Raw genomic sequence first — 20,681 nt, 5'->3', positions numbered from 1 at the left:
GAAATATCCACAAAACAACTAATAAATTAACAACATATAGTTCATAAAAGCAATTTTATAATATTTGTTCTCTATTAATTTTTCTCATTAGCCGATTAAGTCAGCCATTCTTTTTCCTCGCTTTTTTTTATAGTCATATCGTCAAAAAAATCCAGGCGAGGTCTTTATGCAACAAGAAGCGTTAGGAATGGTAGAAACCAAAGGCTTAACTGCCGCCATAGAGGCCGCAGACGCCATGGTGAAGTCGGCAAATGTTTTGCTGGTCGGCTACGAAAAAATAGGTTCCGGGCTGGTGACCGTCATCGTTCGTGGTGATGTCGGGGCGGTAAAAGCGGCAACAGACGCAGGTGCCGCAGCTGCGCGTAACGTCGGTGAAGTAAAAGCCGTACACGTTATTCCCCGCCCACATACCGATGTCGAAAAAATCTTACCAAAGGGAATTAACCCATGAGCAGCAATGAACTGGTCGAACAGATCATGGCGCAGGTCATCGCTCGCGTAGCGACGCCAGAGCATGAGGTTCTCCCGGAAACCACTCATCAAACACGAGAGACGGCTATGGCAGAAAAAAGCTGCACGTTAACGGAATTTGTTGGCACCGCTATTGGCGACACTGTAGGTCTGGTCATTGCGAACGTTGATAGCGCCCTGTTGGACGCGATGAAACTTGAAAAACGCTATCGTTCCATTGGCATTCTGGGTGCGCGTATTGGCGCAGGGCCACACATTATGGCCGCTGATGAAGCGGTAAAAGCCACCAACACTGAAGTTATTAGCATTGAACTTCCTCGGGATACTAAAGGCGGTGCCGGACATGGCTCATTGATCCTCTTAGGTGGCAACGATGTTTCTGACGTGAAACGCGGTATTGAAGTCGCCCTGAAAGAACTCGATCGGACCTTTGGCGATGTCTATGCCAACGAAGCCGGACATCTTGAGCTGCAATATACCGCCCGCGCCAGCTATGCACTGGAAAAAGCGTTTGGTGCACCATTGGGACGGGCTTGCGGCGTTATTGTCGGCGCTCCAGCCGCTGTGGGTGTTCTGATGGCCGACACCGCGCTGAAGTCCGCCAATGTGGATGTTGTGGCATACAGCTCCCCCGCTCAAGGCACCAGCTACAGCAATGAAGTCATTCTGATTATCTCGGGTGACTCCGGCGCAGTCCGCCAGGCGGTCATCTCCGCACGCGAAATCGGTAAAACCGTGCTTTCGACTCTCGGCGATACACCGAAAAACGATCGCCCTTCCTACATCTGAATTCTCTGAGGCAGATTTATGAGATCGAAAAGATTTGAAGCACTGGCAAAACGCCCGGTCAACCAGGACGGTTTCGTTAAAGAGTGGATTGAAGAAGGCTTTATTGCGATGGAAAGCCCGAACGATCCTAAACCGTCAATCAAAATTGTTAACGGCGTCGTTACCGAACTGGATGGAAAACCCGCCAGCCAGTTTGACCTGATCGACCACTTTATCGCCCGCTACGGCATCAATCTCGCGCGCGCCGAAGAAGTCATCGCGATGGATTCGGTAAAACTTGCCAATATGTTGTGCGATCCAAATGTCAAACGTAGCGATATCGTTCCCCTTACCACAGCAATGACGCCTGCAAAAATCGTCGAAGTGGTTTCGCAGATGAACGTGGTAGAGATGATGATGGCGATGCAGAAAATGCGCGCCCGTCGAACACCATCACAACAGGCTCATGTCACCAACGTCAAAGATAACCCAGTACAAATTGCCGCCGACGCAGCTGAAGGCGCATGGCGCGGGTTTGATGAACAGGAAACCACCGTTGCCGTTGCTCGCTATGCACCGTTCAACGCCATCGCCCTGCTGGTCGGCTCACAGGTGGGACGTCCGGGCGTCTTGACCCAGTGTTCACTGGAAGAAGCCACCGAACTGAAACTCGGTATGTTAGGCCACACCTGTTACGCCGAAACAATTTCTGTCTATGGTACAGAACCTGTTTTCACCGATGGTGATGATACCCCGTGGTCAAAAGGGTTTCTCGCGTCATCCTATGCTTCTCGTGGCTTAAAAATGCGCTTTACTTCCGGCTCCGGCTCTGAAGTACAGATGGGTTACGCGGAAGGCAAATCAATGCTTTACCTCGAGGCTCGTTGCATTTACATCACCAAAGCCGCAGGCGTTCAGGGTCTGCAGAATGGTTCGGTAAGCTGCATCGGTGTTCCATCAGCTGTGCCATCAGGCATCCGCGCAGTATTAGCGGAAAACTTAATTTGCTCATCGCTGGATCTGGAATGCGCCTCCAGTAATGACCAGACCTTTACCCACTCGGATATGCGCCGTACCGCACGTTTCCTGATGCAATTTCTGCCAGGCACCGACTTTATCTCTTCCGGTTTTTCCGCTGTGCCGAACTACGACAACATGTTTGCTGGTTCAAACGAAGATGCTGAAGACTTCGATGATTACAACGTCATTCAGCGTGACCTGAAGGTTGATGGTGGGCTGCGACCAGTACGCGAAGAAGATGTTATCGCTATCCGCAATAAAGCCGCTCGCGCTTTACAGGCTGTCTTTGCCGGTATGGGACTACCGCCTATTACCGATGAAGAAGTCGAAGCGGCAACCTATGCCCACGGTTCAAAAGATATGCCTGAGCGCAATATTGTGGAAGACATCAAGTTCGCCCAGGAGATTATCAATAAAAACCGGAACAGCCTGGAAGTGGTGAAAGCCCTGGCGCAAGGCGGTTTTACCGATGTCGCCCAGGACATGCTCAACATGCAAAAAGCAAAACTGACCGGCGATTATCTCCATACCTCAGCCATCATCGTCGATGACGGACAAGTGCTCTCTGCGGTCAATGACGTCAATGATTACGCCGGACCGGCTACAGGTTACCGCCTGCAAGGGGAACGCTGGGAAGAGATCAAAAATATTCCCGGTGCACTTGATCCCAACGAAATTGACTAAGGGTGAGAAATGGAAATTAACGAAAAATTACTGCGTCAGATTATCGAAGACGTGCTGGCAGAAATGCAACCCAGCGACAAGTCCGTTTCATTTCGCGCACCTGTCTCTGCAACTGTCTCTTCCGCGCCAGATACCGGAAAATTTCTGACCGAAATTGGCGAAGCCCAACAAGGCACTCAGCAAGATGAAGTCATTATTGCTGTAGGCCCGGCGTTCGGCCTGGCGCAAACCGTCAATATCATCGGTATTCCGCATAAAAACATCTTGCGCGAAGTGATTGCCGGTATCGAAGAAGAAGGCATTAAAGCCCGTGTGATTCGCTGCTTTAAATCGTCCGATGTCGCATTCGTAGCAGTCGAAGGCGATCGTCTTAGTGGTTCAGGTATTGCTATCGGTATTCAGTCGAAAGGCACAACGGTTATCCACCAGCAGGGACTTCCTCCCTTGTCTAACCTGGAACTTTTCCCACAAGCGCCTTTGTTGACGCTGGATACTTATCGTCAGATTGGCAAAAACGCCGCGCGTTATGCGAAGCGCGAGTCTCCACAACCGGTGCCGACCCTCAACGATCAAATGGCGCGGCCGAAATACCAGGCCAAATCTGCCATTTTGCATATTAAAGAGACGAAGTACGTGGTCACTGGCAAAAAACCGCAAGAACTGCGCGTGACGTTTTAACAAAGGAAACCTTCATGAATACCGATGCAATTGAGTCGATGGTCAGGGACGTGTTGAACCGCATGAACAGTTTACAGGATGCAGCTCCTGTTTCTGCGGTCCCCAACGCATCAATACTGAGCGCCAAAGTGACGGATTACCCGCTGGCAAATAAACATCCGGAATGGGTTAAAACAGCGACCAATAAAACGCTCGACGATTTCACTCTGGAAAATGTGCTAAGCGATAACGTCACCGCCCTGGATATGCGCATTACCCCTGAAACATTGCGTATTCAGGCTGCGATTGCCAGAGATGCTGGTCGCGATCGTCTGGCGATGAATTTTGAACGCGCCGCTGAGCTTACCTCAGTACCAGATGATCGCATCCTCGAAATCTACAATGCGTTACGCCCTTATCGTTCAACTAAGCAAGAACTTATTGCCATTGCTGACGATCTTGAACAGCGTTATCAGGCCAAAATTTGTGCTGCATTTGTCCGTGAAGCTGCGGAACTTTATGTCGAGCGCAAAAAACTGAAAGGCGACGATTAAGGACGAACTATGCGATATATAGCAGGCATTGATATCGGCAACTCATCAACAGAGGTTGCGCTGGCAACGCTCAGTGCAACTGGAGAGTTGTCGTTCGTGAGTAGCGCCCTGGCGGAAACCACCGGAATTAAAGGTACGTTGCGTAACGTCCATGGTATTCAGGAGGCGCTCGCACAGGCAACGAAAAAAGTCGGCATCAATGTTAGCGATATTTCGCTTATTCGTATCAACGAAGCAACTCCGGTCATTGGTGATGTGGCGATGGAAACCATCACTGAAACTATCATCACCGAATCAACCATGATCGGTCACAACCCGAAAACTCCGGGCGGAGTGGGGCTGGGCGTAGGGCTCACCATCACTCCGCAAGAGTTATTAACACGCCCGGCGGACACACCTTACATCCTGGTGGTGTCATCGGCATTTGATTTTGCCGATATCGCGACGATGATAAACGCCTCCGTACGCGCCGGATATCAGCTGACTGGCGTTATTCTGCAACGCGACGATGGCGTACTGGTCAATAACCGCCTGGAAATTCCTTTACCTATTGTGGATGAAGTCCTCTACATCGATCGTATTCCGCTCGGCATGCTGGCAGCAATTGAAGTTGCCGTTCCCGGGAAAGTTATCGAAACCCTGTCTAACCCGTATGGGATTGCCACCGTATTCGCCCTCAATGCTGAAGAGACTAAAAATATTGTTCCTGTCGCGCGGGCGCTAATCGGCAACCGTTCAGCAGTGGTAGTGAAAACGCCCTCTGGCGACGTTAAAGCCCGTTCGATACCCGCCGGAAATATCGAACTGCTTTCTGCCGGGCGCACAACGCGCGTTGATGTAGCTGCTGGTGCCGATGCCATTATGAAAGCGGTCGGTGAGTGCCCAAAACTGGAAAACGTGACGGGAGAACCAGGCACCAACATCGGCGGAATGCTGGAACATGTTCGCCAGACCATGGCGGAACTGACCAACAAACCCAGCAACGAAATTTTTATTCAGGATTTGCTGGCGATAGATACCTCTGTCCCCGTCAGCGTAACCGGTGGTCTGGCAGGTGAATTTTCACTGGAACAGGCTGTGGGTATTGCCTCTATGGTGAAATCCGACCGTCTGCAAATGGCGATGATCGCCAGTGAAATTAAGCAAAAACTGCATGTTGATGTTCAGGTCGGAGGCGCAGAAGCAGAAGCCGCCATTCAGGGGGCCTTGACTACCCCTGGAACCACACGTCCACTGGCAATTCTGGACTTAGGTGCAGGCTCTACCGATGCCTCCATCATCAATCAGAAAGGGGAAATGATAGCTACTCACCTTGCGGGAGCGGGCGACATGGTGACGATGATTATTGCCAGGGAACTGGGCTTAAATGATCGTTATCTGGCAGAAGAAATCAAAAAATACCCGTTGGCAAAAGTAGAAAGCCTGTTCCATTTACGCCATGAAGACGGCAGCGTTCAGTTCTTCCCTACTCCGCTGTCCCCTCATGTATTTGCCCGCGTTTGTGTGGTGAAACCTGACGAACTGGTGCCTATTCCCGGCGATTTAACACTGGAAAAAGTACGTGCTGTTCGCCGCAGTGCGAAAGAGCGCGTCTTCGTAACCAATGCCCTGCGCGCGCTACGTCAGGTAAGTCCAGGCGGAAATATTCGCGATATTCCGTTCGTCGTTCTGGTGGGCGGTTCTTCCCTGGATTTCGAAGTACCGCAGTTAGTCACCGATGCATTGGCGCATTATCGATTGGTCGCCGGACGGGGGAATATCCGTGGTAGTGAAGGCCCGCGCAATGCGGTAGCTACCGGGCTACTGATTTCCTGGCACAGGGAGTTGGCTCATGGAAAGTAAAGAACATACGCCCGCTATTGTCGTTACGGAAATAGGTGACTGTATCAGTACATGGAATGAGGTGCTTCTTGGCATTGAAGAGGAAGGTATCCCCTTTCGCATTCAACATATCCCGTCAGGTGAAGTCATCGATAGCGCCTGGCAGGCTGCTCGTCAGTCCCCCCTGTTGGTTGGCATAGCCTGCGACCGGGAAAAGCTGATTGTGCATTACAAAAACTTACCGGCATCAGCGCCACTGTTTACGCTGATGTATCAACAAGATAACCATGCCCGGCGCAGCATCGGCAATAACGCTGCCCGCCTGGTAAAAGGCATTCCCTTCAGGGAATGCCACTCATAATCCACAGGAGAAACGCTGTATGAACAACGCACTAGGACTGGTTGAAACAAAAGGGTTAGTTGGCGCAATTGAAGCCGCAGATGCCATGGTTAAATCCGCCAACGTGCAACTGGTTGGCTATGAAAAGATTGGTTCGGGTCTGATTACGGTGATGGTCCGCGGTGATGTTGGCGCAGTAAAGGCCGCCGTTGATGCGGGGAGCGCTGCGGCAAGCGCCGTTGGCGAAGTGAAATCCTGCCATGTCATCCCGCGCCCACACAGTGATGTTGAGGCTATTTTACCTAAATCGGCATAACCCCATTTGCTAAGGAGCACAGCGTGAAGCAATCACTGGGATTACTTGAAGTCAGTGGTCTGGCTCTCGCCATCAGTTGCGCAGACGCTATGGCAAAAGCCGCGTCCATCACGCTGGTTGGCCTTGAGAAGACCAATGGCTCAGGCTGGACGCTCATCAAAATCACCGGTGACGTCGCCTCGGTTAATGCGGCGATCGCGACGGGAGCCAGTTTCGCCGGACAGCGAAATGGCCTTGTCGCACACAAAGTGATTGCCCGCCCGGGAGACGGCATTCTGCCCCACACAACTGAAGCATTGACCGTGACGGTTGAAACAAGCAAAACACCAGCAACAACCGTCACCTCAGAGATTATCAGTTGTAATTTGTGTCTTGACCCGGCATGTCAGCGGCAAAAAGGTGAGCCCCGCTCACTTTGCCTGTACGCCAACAAGCGAGGGGAGTAGCAGTGGATAAACAAACCTTGCAGGAAACAGTGAGCCAGATTCTGGATGAGATGCGCGAGCGCCCTATCCCACTGGGCGTTTCCAGTCGCCATATACATCTTTCATCAGCGGATTATTTGCGTCTTTTTCCTGAACAACCGATTAGCGAGAAAAAGCCGTTAATGCAACCTGGCCAATACGCTGCTGAACAGGTTGTTACGCTGGAGGGACCAAAAGGCAAATTGCACAACGTTCGCTTGTTGGGGCCGTTACGCAATGCAAGCCAGGTGGAAATTTCCCGGACGGACGCCAGAACGTTAGGGATCACCGCCCCGCTACGCATGTCAGGCGATCTCAGCGGCACTCCGGGGATTCGTTTGATAAGCCCATTTGCGGAACTGGAGATCACATCTGGCGTCATTGTCGCGCAACGGCATATTCATATGTCTCCGCTGGATGCCCTGATTTATGGCGTTACGCATGGCGATAAAGTGGCGGTCGCCATTGAAGGTGATGAGCGACGACTGATATTCGAAAACGTCACTGTTCGCGTCTCTCCGGATATGCGTCTTGAAATGCATATTGATACCGATGAGGCCAACGCCGCAGGCGCTGATAGCCCTGACGTTTTTGCCACACTGGTGTCAGTGCCATGAATAACATGCTGATGCAACGTATTGTTGACGAAGTGGTTTTTCGCCTTAAACAACGTGCGGGAAAAACACTCGTGCTGACTGTTTTTCAACTGCGAGACGCCAGCGTTCAAGAGAGCGTTCATCAGTATGCGTCATTACAAATCCGATATGTCGATCTGCCGCTGCTGCGACAACTTGCGGAGAACGAAACGTCAGATCGAGCAGCAATTCAGATACACGAAGCGTTAGCCTGGGGATTGCACATTCAATTGTCGTTGCAGCGTCATTTCCTGAACGCCATTGAATTGAAGACTCTCGCCCGTCTACCGCTAAGCTGGTGCGACGAACAAGGGCAACCGATCTACCTTCATCGTGATCGACTTTTAAGTTATGCCGATATCGCACAGTTAAGCTCGGGAATACTGGTTTTACAGCGGAAATGTTGTGTGACCGCACTGGCTCGTGAAGCGGCAATTACCCGAAATATTCAGTTAATCAGGCAGGAGTAACTTATGCATCTGGCTCGAGTCACTGGCGCGGTAGTATCCACGCAAAAATCACCTTCTCTGATCGGGAAAAAACTGCTGCTGGTTCGCCGGATCAGTGCTGACGGCGAACTGCCTCTCACGCCATTAACCGGCGACGAAGTTGCCGTTGATTCAGTCGGCGCAGGCGTTGGTGAGTTGGTACTCCTCAGCAGTGGTTCCAGCGCCAGACATGTGTTTTCAGGCCCTAACGAGGCCATCGACCTGGCAGTGGTCGGCATTGTCGATACGCTTTCGCGCTAAGGAGCTAAAAGATGGCAATTTATACCCGAACAGGTGATTCAGGAAGTACGTCTTTATTTACCGGACAGCGCGTCAGCAAAACTCATCTACGTGTCGAAACCTATGGCACGCTGGATGAACTGAACGCGACACTCAGTCTGTGTTATTGCGCCACCGCCATCGAAAGCCATCGCATCTTACTGGAAGCCATTCAACAACAGATATTTTGGTTTAGCGCCGAACTCGCCAGTGAAAGTGAACAGCCGTCAGCGCAACAGCGTTACATCGGTACGGAAGAAATTGCTGCGCTGGAAAACGCGATCGATAGCGCAATGAACGCCGTCCCCCCAGTTCACAGCTTCATTCTGCCTGGTCGATGTGAAGCCGCGAGCCGCATGCATTTCGCCCGCACAGTGGCTCGACGGGCTGAAAGACGTCTGGTTGAACTGACAACGGAAACCACCGTCCGGAATGTTTTGCTGCACTATATCAACCGACTTTCCGATTGTCTGTATGCCCTCGCCCGCGTGGAAGACAACGTTGCTCATCAAAACCTGATGATTCAGGAAATCACAAAACGTTATCACGAAGCCAACCACATACCAGCATTGAAGGAACGCACAATGCCGCTCACTTTTCAGGATCTTCACCAGCTCATTCGTAGTGCGGCAATGCGCGCGGATGAACTGCATATTCCCGTTGTCATCAGCATTGTTGATGCCAACGGAACAGAAAGTGTTACCTGGCGGATGCCTGATGCCCTGTTGGTCAGCAGTGAACTGGCACCGAAAAAAGCCTGGACCGCCGTGGCGATGAAAACGGCAACCCACAAACTTGCTGATACCGTGCAACCCGGCGCGCCGCTTTACGGGCTCGAAAGCCATATGCAAGGCAAAGTCGTCACTTTTGGTGGCGGCTTCCCCCTCTGGCGTGACGGAAAATTGCTTGGCGGGCTTGGCATCAGCGGCGGTAGCGTTGAACAAGACATGGATATTGCTCAAAGCGCAATGGCGGCAATTAACGTGGGAGTAAACCAATGAATAACTCTGAATTAGAAACACTGATCCGCAATATTCTGCGCGAGCAACTTGTCCCCGCTACACCACGAACGCAAAGAAACGCTATTTTCCAGACTGTTGATGAAGCGGTCTGCGCAGCACACCAGGCCTTTTTACGCTTTCAACAGTGTCCGCTTAAAACCCGTAGCGCCATTATCAGCGCCATTCGCGAAGAATTAATGCCCCGCCTTACCGAACTGGCAGAAGAAAGCGCCAAAGAAACGGGGATGGGAAATAAAGAAGATAAGTACCTAAAAAACAAAGCGGCACTTGATAACACGCCAGGAATTGAAGATTTAACCACCACAGCACTAACCGGTGATGGTGGCATGGTTTTGTTTGAGTACTCTCCGTTTGGGGTGATTGGCTCGGTCACGCCAAGCACCAACCCCACGGAAACCATCATTAACAACAGCATCAGCATGCTGGCAGCAGGTAATAGCGTCTACTTCAGTCCACACCCGGGTGCCAAAAACGTTTTGTTAAAACTGATTACCACAATCGAAGACATCGCGTTTCGCTGTAGTGGCATTCATAACCTGATCGTTACCGTATCTGAACCGACCTTTGCTGCCACCGAACAGATGATGGCGCACCCTAAAATCAGCGTTCTGGCGATTACCGGCGGTCCGGGGATCGTCGCCATGGGAATGAAAAGTGGCAAGAAAGTGATTGGTGCCGGAGCGGGTAACCCTCCGTGCATCGTCGATGAAACGGCGGATATTGTGAAAGCCGCCGAGGACATCATCAACGGCGCTTCATTTGATTACAACCTGCCGTGTATTGCTGAAAAAAGCCTGATTGTCGTGGCATCAGTGGCAGATTATTTAATTCAGCAGATGCAAAGTTTTGGCGCACTTCTTCTTAACTATGAGCAAACTGAGAAATTGCGTGCAATTTGCCTGCCAGACGGTAGCGCCAACAAAAAACTGGTTGGGAAAAGCCCATCAGCCTTGCTGGAAGCGGCAGGCCTCCCTTTGCCCGCAAAAGCGCCGCGCCTACTGATTGCTGTTGTCGACGCCAATGATAGTTGGGTTACTTGTGAACAACTGATGCCAATGCTGCCCATTGTGAAGGTCAACGATTTTGATAGCGCTCTCACCCTGGCACTGAAAGTGGAAGACGGCTTGCACCACACGGCAATTATGCACTCGCAGAACGTCTCACGGCTCAACCTTGCCGCACGCGTTATGCAAACCTCAATCTTTGTCAAAAACGGCCCCTCCTGGGCGGGTATTGGCGTCGGCGGCGAAGGCTTTACGACCTTTACCATTGCAACACCGACCGGAGAAGGGACAACGTCAGCACGGACTTTTGCCCGCTCACGACGCTGCGTGTTAACCAGCGGCTTTTCAATTCGCTAGAGAAACGGAAATGAATACTTTTTCACTGCAGACGCGTTTATACAGCGGACCGGGAAGTCTCAAGGTAATTAGCCGTTTCTCTCATAAACACATCTGGATTATTTGCGACGTCTTTCTGGCACGCTCACCACTCATTAACACGTTGCATCAGGCGCTGCCCGACAGTAATCGTCTTAGTATTTTTAGCGAAATAACGCCCGACCCAACTATCCAGACCGTGGTGAAAGGCATTGCGCAAATGCAGACTTTACGCCCGGATGTGGTTATCGGTTTTGGCGGCGGTTCTGCCCTGGACGCCGCAAAAGCGATTGTCTGGTTCGGTCGCCAGTGTGGCATTGAAATTGAAACCTGCGTAGCCATTCCTACCACCAGCGGTACCGGTTCCGAAGTGACCAGTGCTTGTGTCATCAGCGATCCTGAGAAAGGGATTAAATATCCCCTTTTCGATAATGCACTTTATCCGGATATCGCGATCCTTGATCCATCTCTGATCGTCAGCGTGCCACCGGCGATAACGGCCAATACCGGGATGGATGTTTTAACCCATGCGCTTGAAGCTTATGTTTCTCCTCGCGCCAGCGACTTCACGGATGCACTGGTCGAAAAAGCCGTGCAAATTGTTTTTCAATACCTGCCCACTGCAGTGAAAAAAGGCGATTGTCTTGCCACCCGTGGCAAAATGCATAATGCATCGACGCTTGCAGGAATGGCCTTTAGCCAGGCCGGACTCGGTTTAAACCATGCAATTGCTCATCAACTCGGCGGACAGTTTCATCTGCAGCATGGACTGGCGAATGCGCTCCTGCTCACGGCAGTTATCCGCTTTAATGCTGGCGATCCGCGCACAGCCAAACGCTATGCCCGGCTGGCGAAAACGTGCCATTTATGCCCGGACAACGCCAATGACACCGCCAGCCTGAATGCACTTATTCAACATATTGAGCAGCTTAAAACAACCTGTACGCTGCCGACTCTTGCTAATGCGCTGAAAGAAAAAAAAGCAGAATGGTCAATACGCATACCAGATATGGTTCAGGCGGCACTGGCGGATGCAACGTTGCGTACCAACCCGCGTGCGGCTGATGCCTCCGCAATTGCAGAACTGCTCGAGGAGTTGTTATGAACGTCAAGTTAACCTCCTGCGACGACCAGACCATCCGCGAGCGAGTACAAGCAGCAGGTGTCGTGGGTGCTGGCGGCGCAGGTTTTCCAACCCATATTAAGCTACAAGCGCGTGTTGACACTTTCCTGGTGAATGCGGCGGAATGCGAACCCATGTTGAAAGTGGATCAACAGTTAATGGCGCAGCAAGCCAGCCGCCTGCTTCGCGGTGTTCACTATGCGATGAAAGCCACCGGGGCCAGCAGCGGAATCATCGCGCTGAAAGAGAAATATCAACGGGCAATAAACGCACTCACACCACTGTTACCACCGGATATCCGCCTGCATATTTTGCCCGATGTTTACCCGGCAGGAGACGAAGTGCTGACCATCTGGATGGCAACTGGTCGCCGCGTTCCACCCGCTGCATTACCCGTTAGCGTCGGTGTGGTGGTCAATAATGTTCAAACCGTACTTAATATTACCAGAGCCGTCGAGCAACAGTATCCAGTGACGCGCCGCACACTCACCGTTAATGGTGCAGTGGCGAAACCAATAACGGTAACCGTCCCCATCGGCATGTCTTTACGTGAAGTCCTGGCGCTGGCGGGCGGCGCAACAGTGGATGCTCCTGGTTTTATCAATGGCGGGCCGATGATGGGAAGTTTGATCACATCGCTCGACACACCAGTCAGCAAAACCACTGGCGGCTTGCTGGTTTTACCCAACTCTCATTCACTGATCCAACGTCGATTGCAGAATGACCGCAGCGTACTTGCCGTCGCGAAAACTGTTTGTGAGCAATGCCGCTTGTGTACCGATCTCTGCCCACGTCATTTAATCGGTCACGAACTGGCACCCCATTTATTAGTACGTGCGGTTAACTACCAACAGCTCGCCACGCCGCAACTGTTACTGACAGCGCTCACCTGTTCAGAGTGCAACGTCTGCGCCAGTGTCGCCTGTCCGGTAGGAATTTCACCAATGCGCATAAACCGCCTGCTTAAGCAGGAATTACGCGCACAAAATCTCCGCTACGAAGGTGCCTTAAATCCTGCAGATCCCATGGCAAATTATCGACTGATTCCCGTAAAACGGCTGGTAACCAGACTTGGCTTAACCCCGTGGTATCAGGATGCGCCATTGTCTGAACAGGTGCCTCAGCCCGAAAAAGTGACGTTATTGTTACGCCAGCACATCGGTGCCAGCGCAATTGCGTGTGTACAAAAAGGCGATCGCGTCGTTCATGGGCAATGTGTAGGTCAAATTCCACACGGCACATTAGGTGCCCCCATTCATGCCAGTATTGATGGCATGGTCAGCGATGTGACAGAAAACGCGATTACGCTTGTGAGAGGTTAACCATGTCGAAAGCGGTAGGTATTTTAGAACTTAGCAGTATCGCGAAAGGGATGGAAACCGGCGACGCCATGCTGAAAAGCGCCAACGTTGAGTTACTGGTCAGCAAAACGCTATGCCCCGGAAAATTTCTGCTGATGCTCGGTGGCGATGTGGGCGCGGTGCAACAGGCCATCAACAGCGGAGCGTCCCTTGCTGGTGAAATACTGGTCGACAGTCTTGTCCTGCCGAATATTCATCCCAGCCTCCTTTCTGCAATCAGCGGACTTAACCATGTTGAACAGCACCGGGCTGTCGGCGTAGTCGAAACCTGGAGTGTCGCCGCCTGCATTGACGCTGCCGATTGTGCTGTCAAAGCTGCGAATGTCATTCTCGTTCGCGTACATATGGCTTTTGGCATTGGCGGTAAATGCTACATGGTGGTTGCTGGCGATATTTCAGATGTTAATAACGCGGTCTCTGTCGCCAGCGAGCGTGCGGGGGAAAAAGGTTTGTTGGTCTATCGGTCGGTGATTGCCCGTCCACATGAAGCCATGTGGCGTCAGATGGTGGAGGGATAATGACAACTCAGCACACAACTGAACGGATGATTCAGGAATATGTCCCTGGTAAGCAGGTCACGCTGGCACATGTCATTGCTAATCCAGGGAAGGATCTGTTTAAGAAATTGGGTTTACCAGACACCATTTCCGCTATTGGTATTCTGACAATTACCCCCAGCGAAGCATCTATCATCGCATGCGATATCGCCACAAAATCAGGCGCTGTAAAGATCGGTTTTCTTGATCGTTTTACCGGTGCCGTAGTGCTGACTGGTGATGTTTCTGCGATCGAATATGCACTTAGCCAGGTTACCCGTACGCTGGGTGAAATGATGCGCTTTACCGCCTGCCCCATTACGCGAACCTGACGTTATGCAACGTATGATGCTCATCGGCCCCAGCCAGTGCGGAAAAACGTCACTCACGCAATGTCTGCGTGGCGAAAATATTCATTATCAGAAAACGCAGGCAATCGTCTGGTCCCCGACCACCATTGATACACCAGGCGAATACCTCGAAAACCGCAGCCTCTACAGTGCACTGTTGGTCAGTGCCTGCGAAGCAGACATTATCGCGCTGGTGCTTAATGCGGACGCACCGTGGTCACCTTTTTCGCCAGGCTTTACCTCGTCAATGAATCGCCCGGTCATTGGAGTAGTAACCAAAGCAGATTTAGCCAGCATGGAACAAATATCTTTGGTGAAATGTTGGTTACGGGAAGCCGGAGCGCACAACGTGTTAGTAACCAGTGCGGTTAATAACAATGGAGTTACAGAACTTTTTGCCTTGCTGCATACAGAAGATGTCTGTCGCTAATTTCGATAGGTTATCAGATGGGAATGATGACTTTGATACACAGAAAAGAATCAATGAGCAATGAGGGTTGCCGGGCAACCCTCATTGAATAAAACAGGAATTACTTCGCTTCGCCGTTTTTCATTTCGCCCATAGCTTTCAGCTTTTTGGAGATATCACGGCGTTCTTTGGAGAGCTCGGCATTTTTGATGATGTAATCGTCAACGCGATCTTCATAGTCACCTTTCATGCTAGCGATGATGCCCTGGATTGCTTCAACGCTCATCCCCGGCTTGATGTAATCGCTCAGGTTGTCCAGCAGCAGGACGCGCTTCTGGTTGTCACGGATCTTTTTCTCAACGTCCTGAATTTCACGTTGCAGTTTGTTCTTACGACGGAACAGACGAACAAATTCCAGTACGTCCTGGAATGAAGGCTTGGTAGTTTCCATTTTTATACCCCTGATAATGTGAGAGTCGGATTCGTTTAAGCAACCGCTATTCGTTAGGGCCAACATTACTCATAGCTGCCGCAGATGACAATGCTTTTATCCCTTTTCACTATCATACCCTTTATCCTTGCTGAATCGAAGCAGCAGCAAGATGATTCTGAAGTTCAGGAATTATTTGCGCAAGGCCCGGCAAATCAGATTCGATAGCAACTCAAGCTGATGTGCCGTCTCCATGTTCAGCCACACATAACCATAGATTGGTGTTTCCACAACCTTCAGGTCATGGTGGTTATTGAGCAACTGACGCAGCTCTTCCACAGCATCGTTCAATTTTTCCGTATTGGCAAAAACCGGCTGCGGATTACCTTCGTACAGCGCATGAACAAGGCTCAGCAGTATTTGCTGCATCATGTGCTGGGTGTCACGAAGTTTTTGCGCGTTCAATAACACGAAATGGCTGGGGCGCGTGGCCCAGTACGCATTGATTTGCAACTCCAGCATACAAACCAGATTGCGATTAATGGTCTGGATACCTTCATATATCGATTTTGGAATACGAGTTTCTTTGCTGGCGGGCGCAATCAGCCCACGCATTTTCACGGCATCGGTCAAGAGTTTTTGTAGATGGCTTTCCAGACGTGGGCGTTCGAGTAAGTTCGGTGAGAATGCAGATTGATAAACCCGATTATACTCGGTCAGACTTTTCGCCAGTTGAATGCGCCAGTGGATGAACGCCCGTTGTGGCCAGATACCGGTAAACAACATTGCGAGTAAAGAGCCGAGGATCACATCGCCGCTTCGCCATAACGCCGTATCAATTTCACCTGTCGGGGAACCCACAACAATTGCCAGCGTCACCCCAATCAATAATCCTTGATACGGTTTCTTGCCCAGTGCCAGCCAACCGCAAAGAAACATAGCCGCCGCGCACCAGACTAACATCAGCGGTAACGAAATTAACTCCAGTTGCAGAGCGATAAGACCTAATATCGAACCCAACACCGTACCGCCAATACGTTCGAAGGCTCGAGGGACAACGTTACCCCAGAACGAGATTGGCCCCATAATCACCACCATGGTGACCAGCGGCCAGGTGCTTTCCGGGATAGTAAACAGGCGGATAATGAGAAAAGTGAGCAGGAATGCCAGCGCGACCCGAGTACCATGCACAATGCGGTAATGGCGGTATACCCGGATTTCAAACGGGCTTAATGACTTATCGGCACGCACGCAGAAACTCCGTAATGAGATTAAAAGCGCTCATAACTCATCTGTCGGCCAGAAGGCGCGCCTCTGAATTATCCGACGGACAAACCGGGAACAGTGTAATTTCCCGGCAGGAGCGAAAAAATTGAAAGGCGCATCTTACTCTTTTCGCTTTCAAAAAAAAGAGTGGTCATCGCGTTAACACACCGCCCTGAGATGAATTAGTGATGTTTTGGCTGCACCGCAACATACATTTCGATATCCCAGTACCCATCTTCCGCGCCATTGTTCAAATAAACCTCGAAGCAGGGCTTGGGTAACATTTCATAAGCACTGTCCTGCAAGAGACTATTAAAGAACTGATACCAGGGTTTAGCAAAATCATCACCGACTACACGAGCTACCGCCACCGCATACTGACCACCTGTAATTTCTGTCAGAATGACGCCCTCACTGTTTTCGGGAAGCGTAAAGTAACCCGGCACCGTCACGACGGTGTCGCAGCGTAATTTTTCGGCGGGTGTTTCATCTGGATTGTCGTAATAGACAGCAACCCACTCCTTCGGCACAATATTTTTGCTATCTACCCACATCATCAACTGCTCAAAGCCTTTCTTTACCGTCTGTTCCCACGGGCCAACGAGATGGAAACCTGCAACGGTACGTTTCTCTTCCTGCTTAATCTCGTAGTTCATGACGCCTCCATTAACACTGTTTTTATATACAGTATAGTTGCAATATTAAAACCACAAGGAATGAGTGTTGATTATGCGAGCAGACTCGCACTCCTGCCAGTCTGCTGCAAAAGAAAGGTCAGGCCTTATGGTGGAAATAATCACTCAGGCGAGAAAACATGCTGCCTTCCCCAACAGATTCCAGGGTAACCAGCGGCCAGTGCGCCACCTGTTTATCACGGTCGTAAAGTTCAATTTCCCCTACCCGCTGATGGGCGCTAATTGGCGCGGTGAGTTCTTTACCATCAAGGGTATATTTGGCTTTGATATGTGGAATTTCGGCTTTCGGTAGTACCATCCAGAACTCTTGTTCTGTTCCCAGGGCGATATTTTCTTTATCGCCATACCAGATGCGTTCCGTACCGACCTTTTTCCCACGGTGCAAAATTTGCACCGTAGTAAAGTTTTGTTGCCCCCAACGCAGTAATTTTCTTGCCTCTTCCTCACGACCTTTTGCACTGTCAGCCCCCATTACCACTGCAATGAGACGACGCTGCCCATCTACAGCCGAAGCAATGAGATTAAACCCGGCACCAGAAGTATGACCCGTTTTCAGGCCGTCAACATTCATGGTTTTATCCCACAACAACCCGTTACGGTTTTGCTGGGTGATACCGTTCCAGGTGAGACTTTTCTCACTGTACATATGATAAAACTCGGGCTCGCCGTGGATGATAGCGCGAGAAAGCACAGCTAAATCATAAGCCGAGCTATGCTGGCCAGGTGCATCCAGACCATGCACTGTTTCAAAATGCGTATCCTTGAGATGCAGCTTCTCGGCATAGTTGTTCATCATTTCAACAAACTGCCGTTGCCCACCGGCAATATAGTCAGCCAGAGCAACACAAGCGTCATTTCCGGAATCCACAATTAAACCACGGCTTAAATCACGTACCGATACGCGATCGCCCTCTTTCAAAAACATCAGTGAAGAACCGACAAACACCGGATTATCTTTCGCCCACGCATCGCGCCCCACGGTGACAATATCGTCTGGCGTAATGCGATGACTATCGATAGCGCGATCCACGACATAACCCGTCATCAGCTTTGTCAGGCTGGCGGGATTGCGCTGTTGATGCTCATTACCCGCGGTGAGGATCTGACCGGTGGTGTAATCCATCAATACCCAGGACCCGGCATGAATCTCTGGAGGCTGAGGTGAAAAAGGAATGTTTTCCGCCGCAAAACCAGACGATAAGTTAAAAACGAACAAAGAAGCAGCAATAATAAGACGGCGTTTCAACAGCAAACCCTCAGGAGTTTCAAATAGCTGTTCTTTTTACGGAAATACTTATGAACTGGCTGGAATAAAGTGCAAGAAAATGTGACTACCCTCTCATTTTTATCTGACATGATCTGTTGCCACTCGCTGCCAAATTGTGGCGCTAAAGCTGATTAGCACGGTGATATTTGATACTCTGGCAGACAGCAGAAATAACGGATTTAACCTAATGATGAATGACGGTAAGCAACAATCTACCTTTTTGTTTCACGATTACGAAACCTTTGGCACGCACCCCGCGTTAGATCGCCCTGCACAGTTCGCAGCCATTCGCACCGATAGCGAATTCAATGTCATCGGCGAACCCGAAGTCTTTTACTGCAAGCCCGCGGATGACTATTTACCCCAGCCTGGAGCAGTATTAATTACCGGTATTACCCCGCAGGAAGCATGGGCGAAAGGAGAAAACGAAGCCGCGTTTGCCGCCCGTATTCACTCGCTTTTTACCGTACCGAAGACCTGTATTCTGGGCTACAACAATGTGCGTTTCGACGACGAAGTCACACGCAACGTTTTTTATCGTAATTTCTACGATCCTTACGCCTGGAGCTGGCAGCATGATAACTCGCGCTGGGATTTGTTGGATGTTATGCGTGCCTGTTATGCCCTGCGCCCGGAAGGAATAAACTGGCCTGAAAATGATGACGGTCTACCGAGCTTTCGCCTTGAGCATTTAACCAAAGCGAATGGTATTGAACATAGCAACGCCCACGATGCGATGGCTGATGTGTACGCCACTATTGCGATGGCAAAGCTGGTAAAAACGCGTCAGCCACGCCTGTTTGATTATCTCTTTACCCATCGTAATAAACACAAACTGATGGCGTTGATTGATGTTCCGCAGATGAAACCCCTGGTGCACGTTTCCGGAATGTTTGGAGCATGGCGCGGCAATACCAGCTGGGTGGCACCGCTGGCGTGGCATCCTGAAAATCGCAATGCCGTAATTATGGTGGATTTGGCAGGAGACATTTCGCCATTACTGGAACTGGATAGCGACACATTGCGCGAGCGTTTATATACCGCAAAAACCGATCTTGGCGATAACGCCGCCGTTCCGGTTAAGCTGGTGCATATCAATAAATGTCCGGTGCTGGCCCAGGCGAATACGCTACGCCCGGAAGATGCCGACCGACTGGGAATTAATCGTCAGCATTGCCTCGATAACCTGAAAATTCTGCGTGAAAATCCGCAAGTGCGCGAAAAAGTGGTGGCGATATTCGCGGAAGCCGAACCGTTTACGCCTTCAGATAACGTGGATGCACAGCTTTATAACGGCTTTTTCAGTGACGCCGATCGTGCAGCAATGAAAATTGTGCTGGAAACCGAGCCGCGTAATTTACCGGCACTGGATATCACTTTTGTCGATAAACGGATTGAAAAGCTGTTGTTCAATTATCGGGCGCGCAACTTCCCGGGGACGCTGGATTATGCCGAGCAGCAACGCTGGCTGGAGCACCGCCGCCAGGTCTTCACGCCCGAGTTTTTACAAGGTTATGCAGATGAATTGCAGATGCTGGCACAACAATATGCCGATAACAAAGAGAAAGTGGCGCTGTTAAAAGCGCTTTGGCAGTACGCGGAAGAGATCGTCTAATTTGAAGCCTCCGCCGCTGGTACGGCGGAGGTCAATGTTGAGTCAGGCTTTTTGAACGGTGATACTCCACGCTGCATCGCCAATCTGCTGATAATCGGTGATGGCATGCCCTTCTTCTGCCGCCCACTGTGGGATTGCTTCAGTTGCCTGGGTGCAATCAAACTCAATTACCAACTCATCGCCGCTGGCCATTTCTGCCAGTGCTGCTTTTGCTTCTATGAGACCTGCGTCACCACATCCAGCTTTTTAATCGCCATCTTTACACCTTACTTAATTTGCCGCAGCAGTTGCCAGTCGCGCCTTACGCTGCGGTCGAACATACACAAGCCAGGACGCAGTCCAGACTCCGAGAATCATAAATACAAGGCCAATCCAGCCCTGCCAGGTCATCATTGCAGTCATAACCAGTCCATTACCGATAGAGCAACCACCTGCAATACTGGCACCGAAGCCCATCAGTACACCACCTAACCCGCTACGTAATGTTGTTTGTGCATCAGCTGCGCGAACGCGGAACTCACGGCTCGCTTTGGCTGCAATAAATGACCCCACGAAGATCCCTAACACCAGGAAAACGCCCCAGTTAATGTATTTCACGTCACCCGCGACCAGAAATTGCAGAATATTGGCCGTTGGGGAAGTGATTCCTAACCCAAACATGCGTCCGGTTGCTTCACTCAGGGGCCAGGCTAAAAGCGCAATCAAACCGATGAGTACAGCAGTGACAAAGG

Annotated in this window: 25 protein-coding genes and 1 pseudogene; 20 read left to right on the top strand and 6 right to left on the bottom strand. The window is 50.8% G+C overall.

Features of this window, described 5'->3' with window-relative positions:
• Positions 1-166 precede the first annotated feature (166 nt).
• Genes pduA through QZF50_RS15360 form a run of 19 tightly spaced genes read left to right on the top strand, consistent with a single transcriptional unit; the run spans position 167 to position 14,698 of the window.
• The gene (pduA, locus tag QZF50_RS15450; RefSeq protein ID WP_001183614.1) at positions 167-451 is read left to right on the top strand and encodes a propanediol utilization microcompartment protein PduA; all 285 of its coding nucleotides are present in this window, start codon (positions 167-169) and stop codon (positions 449-451) included.
• Positions 448-1,260, top strand: coding sequence for a propanediol utilization microcompartment protein PduB (gene pduB, locus QZF50_RS15445; protein WP_000097479.1), 813 nt, complete (start codon positions 448-450; stop codon positions 1,258-1,260). Before pduA ends, pduB begins: the two co-directional genes overlap by 4 nt.
• A gap of 18 nt (positions 1,261-1,278) precedes the next feature.
• Entirely contained in the window at positions 1,279-2,943 is a 1,665-nt protein-coding gene (gene pduC, locus QZF50_RS15440) for a propanediol dehydratase large subunit PduC (RefSeq protein WP_001256917.1), read from the top strand.
• 9 nt (positions 2,944-2,952) lie between these two features.
• Positions 2,953-3,621, top strand: coding sequence for a propanediol/glycerol family dehydratase medium subunit (locus QZF50_RS15435; protein WP_061892428.1), 669 nt, complete (start codon positions 2,953-2,955; stop codon positions 3,619-3,621).
• 14 nt (positions 3,622-3,635) lie between these two features.
• Positions 3,636-4,154 carry a propanediol dehydratase small subunit PduE gene (gene pduE / locus QZF50_RS15430; RefSeq protein ID WP_001090583.1) on the top strand — a complete coding sequence of 173 codons (519 nt, stop codon included), beginning with the start codon at positions 3,636-3,638 and terminating at the stop codon, positions 4,152-4,154.
• A 9-nt stretch (positions 4,155-4,163) separates the two neighbouring features.
• Positions 4,164-5,996, top strand: coding sequence for a diol dehydratase reactivase subunit alpha (locus QZF50_RS15425; protein WP_038997902.1), 1,833 nt, complete (start codon positions 4,164-4,166; stop codon positions 5,994-5,996).
• A complete protein-coding gene (locus QZF50_RS15420) occupies positions 5,986-6,336 on the top strand; it encodes a glycerol dehydratase reactivase beta/small subunit family protein (protein WP_000444000.1) in 351 nt (116 codons plus the stop codon). The genes QZF50_RS15425 and QZF50_RS15420 overlap by 11 nt, the downstream gene beginning before the upstream one ends.
• A 19-nt stretch (positions 6,337-6,355) precedes the next feature.
• Positions 6,356-6,631 (top strand): propanediol utilization microcompartment protein PduJ, encoded by a 276-nt coding sequence (gene pduJ / locus QZF50_RS15415; RefSeq protein WP_001057752.1) that lies wholly within the window; start codon positions 6,356-6,358, stop codon positions 6,629-6,631.
• A 23-nt stretch (positions 6,632-6,654) separates the two neighbouring features.
• Entirely contained in the window at positions 6,655-7,077 is a 423-nt protein-coding gene (locus QZF50_RS15410) for a BMC domain-containing protein (protein ID WP_000814166.1), read from the top strand.
• Positions 7,078-7,079: 2 nt separating this feature from the next.
• Positions 7,080-7,712: a phosphate propanoyltransferase gene (locus tag QZF50_RS15405; RefSeq protein WP_001542944.1), complete on the top strand. Its 633-nt coding sequence runs from the start codon at positions 7,080-7,082 to the stop codon at positions 7,710-7,712.
• Positions 7,709-8,200, top strand: coding sequence for a microcompartment protein PduM (gene pduM / locus QZF50_RS15400; RefSeq protein WP_001061904.1), 492 nt, complete (start codon positions 7,709-7,711; stop codon positions 8,198-8,200). The genes QZF50_RS15405 and pduM overlap by 4 nt, the downstream gene beginning before the upstream one ends.
• Before the next feature lie 3 nt (positions 8,201-8,203).
• Positions 8,204-8,479: a EutN/CcmL family microcompartment protein gene (locus QZF50_RS15395; protein WP_000549822.1), complete on the top strand. Its 276-nt coding sequence runs from the start codon at positions 8,204-8,206 to the stop codon at positions 8,477-8,479.
• An 11-nt stretch (positions 8,480-8,490) separates the two neighbouring features.
• Positions 8,491-9,498, top strand: coding sequence for a two-domain cob(I)yrinic acid a,c-diamide adenosyltransferase PduO (gene pduO, locus QZF50_RS15390; protein ID WP_001029509.1), 1,008 nt, complete (start codon positions 8,491-8,493; stop codon positions 9,496-9,498).
• Positions 9,495-10,880, top strand: a complete 1,386-nt coding sequence (gene pduP, locus QZF50_RS15385) for a CoA-acylating propionaldehyde dehydrogenase PduP (protein WP_023568743.1) — start codon at positions 9,495-9,497, stop codon at positions 10,878-10,880. Before pduO ends, pduP begins: the two co-directional genes overlap by 4 nt.
• Positions 10,881-10,890: 10 nt before the next feature.
• Positions 10,891-12,003, top strand: coding sequence for a 1-propanol dehydrogenase PduQ (locus tag QZF50_RS15380; RefSeq protein ID WP_001091439.1), 1,113 nt, complete (start codon positions 10,891-10,893; stop codon positions 12,001-12,003).
• Positions 12,000-13,343, top strand: coding sequence for a 4Fe-4S dicluster domain-containing protein (locus QZF50_RS15375; protein ID WP_001101302.1), 1,344 nt, complete (start codon positions 12,000-12,002; stop codon positions 13,341-13,343). The genes QZF50_RS15380 and QZF50_RS15375 overlap by 4 nt, the downstream gene beginning before the upstream one ends.
• Before the next feature lie 2 nt (positions 13,344-13,345).
• Positions 13,346-13,900, top strand: coding sequence for a propanediol utilization microcompartment protein PduT (pduT, locus tag QZF50_RS15370; RefSeq protein ID WP_061892429.1), 555 nt, complete (start codon positions 13,346-13,348; stop codon positions 13,898-13,900).
• Positions 13,900-14,250, top strand: coding sequence for a propanediol utilization microcompartment protein PduU (gene pduU, locus QZF50_RS15365; protein WP_000211394.1), 351 nt, complete (start codon positions 13,900-13,902; stop codon positions 14,248-14,250). Before pduT ends, pduU begins: the two co-directional genes overlap by 1 nt.
• Positions 14,251-14,254: 4 nt before the next feature.
• Complete coding sequence (locus tag QZF50_RS15360; protein ID WP_001369832.1) at positions 14,255-14,698, top strand: EutP/PduV family microcompartment system protein; 444 nt, start codon at positions 14,255-14,257, stop codon at positions 14,696-14,698.
• 100 nt (positions 14,699-14,798) lie between these two features.
• Here QZF50_RS15360 and QZF50_RS15355 read toward each other — a convergent pair whose 3' ends face one another.
• The 4 genes from QZF50_RS15355 to dacD form a co-directional block, all read right to left on the bottom strand.
• Positions 14,799-15,128 carry a DUF496 family protein gene (locus QZF50_RS15355; protein WP_000450409.1) on the bottom strand — a complete coding sequence of 110 codons (330 nt, stop codon included), beginning with the start codon at positions 15,126-15,128 and terminating at the stop codon, positions 14,799-14,801.
• 171 nt (positions 15,129-15,299) lie between these two features.
• Complete coding sequence (locus QZF50_RS15350) at positions 15,300-16,358, bottom strand: FUSC family protein (RefSeq protein ID WP_001200891.1); 1,059 nt, start codon at positions 16,356-16,358, stop codon at positions 15,300-15,302.
• A gap of 197 nt (positions 16,359-16,555) precedes the next feature.
• A complete protein-coding gene (gene sbmC / locus QZF50_RS15345; protein WP_001105415.1) occupies positions 16,556-17,029 on the bottom strand; it encodes a DNA gyrase inhibitor SbmC in 474 nt (157 codons plus the stop codon).
• A gap of 118 nt (positions 17,030-17,147) precedes the next feature.
• Positions 17,148-18,314 carry a serine-type D-Ala-D-Ala carboxypeptidase DacD gene (gene dacD / locus QZF50_RS15340; RefSeq protein WP_001296209.1) on the bottom strand — a complete coding sequence of 389 codons (1,167 nt, stop codon included), beginning with the start codon at positions 18,312-18,314 and terminating at the stop codon, positions 17,148-17,150.
• A 208-nt stretch (positions 18,315-18,522) separates the two neighbouring features.
• Between dacD and sbcB the strand changes: the two genes are divergently transcribed.
• Positions 18,523-19,950, top strand: coding sequence for an exodeoxyribonuclease I (sbcB, locus tag QZF50_RS15335; RefSeq protein WP_000980629.1), 1,428 nt, complete (start codon positions 18,523-18,525; stop codon positions 19,948-19,950).
• Between the two features lie 42 nt (positions 19,951-19,992).
• Here the strand turns inward: sbcB and QZF50_RS15330 are convergent.
• Positions 19,993-20,207, bottom strand: a pseudogene (locus QZF50_RS15330) (sulfurtransferase TusA family protein).
• 13 nt (positions 20,208-20,220) lie between these two features.
• On the bottom strand, positions 20,221-20,681 hold a 461-nt coding region (locus QZF50_RS15325; RefSeq protein ID WP_290388906.1), incomplete at its 5' end, for a YeeE/YedE family protein.

The sequence above is a fragment of the uncultured Escherichia sp. genome (genome assembly GCF_948475835.1).
In the GTDB taxonomy this organism is placed as follows: Bacteria; Pseudomonadota; Gammaproteobacteria; order Enterobacterales; family Enterobacteriaceae; genus ECMA0423.
This window is presented reverse-complemented; position numbering and strand designations above follow the sequence as displayed.

Bases quoted from the DNA above. Each gene is read 5' to 3' on its own strand.
- pduA (WP_001183614.1), top strand. From the start codon at position 167: ATGCAACAAGAAGCGTTAGGAATGGTAGAAACCAAAGGCTTAACTGCC.
- pduB (WP_000097479.1), top strand. From the start codon at position 448: ATGAGCAGCAATGAACTGGTCGAACAGATCATGGCGCAGGTCATCGCT.
- pduC (WP_001256917.1), top strand. From the start codon at position 1,279: ATGAGATCGAAAAGATTTGAAGCACTGGCAAAACGCCCGGTCAACCAG.
- QZF50_RS15435 (WP_061892428.1), top strand. From the start codon at position 2,953: ATGGAAATTAACGAAAAATTACTGCGTCAGATTATCGAAGACGTGCTG.
- pduE (WP_001090583.1), top strand. From the start codon at position 3,636: ATGAATACCGATGCAATTGAGTCGATGGTCAGGGACGTGTTGAACCGC.
- QZF50_RS15425 (WP_038997902.1), top strand. From the start codon at position 4,164: ATGCGATATATAGCAGGCATTGATATCGGCAACTCATCAACAGAGGTT.
- QZF50_RS15420 (WP_000444000.1), top strand. From the start codon at position 5,986: ATGGAAAGTAAAGAACATACGCCCGCTATTGTCGTTACGGAAATAGGT.
- pduJ (WP_001057752.1), top strand. From the start codon at position 6,356: ATGAACAACGCACTAGGACTGGTTGAAACAAAAGGGTTAGTTGGCGCA.
- pduM (WP_001061904.1), top strand. From the start codon at position 7,709: ATGAATAACATGCTGATGCAACGTATTGTTGACGAAGTGGTTTTTCGC.
- QZF50_RS15395 (WP_000549822.1), top strand. From the start codon at position 8,204: ATGCATCTGGCTCGAGTCACTGGCGCGGTAGTATCCACGCAAAAATCA.
- pduO (WP_001029509.1), top strand. From the start codon at position 8,491: ATGGCAATTTATACCCGAACAGGTGATTCAGGAAGTACGTCTTTATTT.
- pduP (WP_023568743.1), top strand. From the start codon at position 9,495: ATGAATAACTCTGAATTAGAAACACTGATCCGCAATATTCTGCGCGAG.
- QZF50_RS15380 (WP_001091439.1), top strand. From the start codon at position 10,891: ATGAATACTTTTTCACTGCAGACGCGTTTATACAGCGGACCGGGAAGT.
- QZF50_RS15375 (WP_001101302.1), top strand. From the start codon at position 12,000: ATGAACGTCAAGTTAACCTCCTGCGACGACCAGACCATCCGCGAGCGA.
- pduT (WP_061892429.1), top strand. From the start codon at position 13,346: ATGTCGAAAGCGGTAGGTATTTTAGAACTTAGCAGTATCGCGAAAGGG.
- pduU (WP_000211394.1), top strand. From the start codon at position 13,900: ATGACAACTCAGCACACAACTGAACGGATGATTCAGGAATATGTCCCT.
- QZF50_RS15360 (WP_001369832.1), top strand. From the start codon at position 14,255: ATGCAACGTATGATGCTCATCGGCCCCAGCCAGTGCGGAAAAACGTCA.
- QZF50_RS15355 (WP_000450409.1), bottom strand. From the start codon at position 15,128: ATGGAAACTACCAAGCCTTCATTCCAGGACGTACTGGAATTTGTTCGT.
- sbmC (WP_001105415.1), bottom strand. From the start codon at position 17,029: ATGAACTACGAGATTAAGCAGGAAGAGAAACGTACCGTTGCAGGTTTC.
- sbcB (WP_000980629.1), top strand. From the start codon at position 18,523: ATGATGAATGACGGTAAGCAACAATCTACCTTTTTGTTTCACGATTAC.